Raw genomic sequence first — 783 nt, 5'->3', positions numbered from 1 at the left:
GCCGAGCCTGAGCCGATGGAATATGTCCGCGTTTGCGACGCTTACGGCACTGGCTATTTCTACATTCCCGGCACCGAAACCTGCCTGAAGGTCGGCGGTCGCGTTCGCTTCGACGTTCAGGCTGCAAACTCCTACGTGGCCAACAGCGACCTCGGCTGGCGCACCAAGTCGCGCGCTGAAATCTACCTCGACTCGGCCAGCGACACCGAATACGGCCCGCTGAAGACGCAGATCGTCACCCGCTTCGACTTTGACGGCACCTACAACGACGGCGTTCACACCACGACTTCGCTGATCGCTGCCAACATCCAGCTCGCCGGCTTCACCGTCGGTCTCGCTGACTCGGCTTACACCGTCTTCACGAACTACGCTGGCGACATCATCAACGACGACGTCATCTCCTACGGTGGCTTCGAAGTTAACCAGATCACCTACAACTACGATGGCGGCAACGGCTTCAAGGCTGTCGTCTCGGTTGAAGACGCTCGCCTCGCTCGCAACGGCACCGACGTCTGGGGCAATGCCCGTTACGTTGATGACGACAACTACAAGGTCAACGTTGTTGGCGGTCTCGGCTACTCCACCGGCGCATTCGGCTTCTCGGTCGTCGGCGGTTACGACAGCCACGCTGAAGAAGGCGCGATCAAGGCTCGCTTGGACGGCACCTTCGGCAACATCACTGCCTTCTTGATGGGCGCATGGAGCACCGACGGCGACACCACCAACGCCTTCGCACCGGGCGACACCTACGGCCCGTGGGGCGACTGGGCTGTCTGGGGCGGC

Annotated in this window: 1 protein-coding gene; it reads left to right on the top strand. The window is 61.6% G+C overall.

Going from position 1 to position 783, the window contains the following annotated elements; all coding sequences use genetic code 11:
* Positions 1-783 (top strand): porin (locus tag P7F60_RS30765; RefSeq protein WP_277921236.1); only part of this gene is annotated, 783 nt, incomplete at both ends.

The sequence above is a fragment of the Rhizobium sp. YJ-22 genome, assembly GCF_029601685.1.
GTDB lineage: Bacteria > Pseudomonadota > Alphaproteobacteria > Rhizobiales > Rhizobiaceae > Metarhizobium.
The sequence above is the reverse complement of the archived record's forward strand: the minus strand, read 5'-3'. Positions and strand labels throughout refer to the sequence as shown.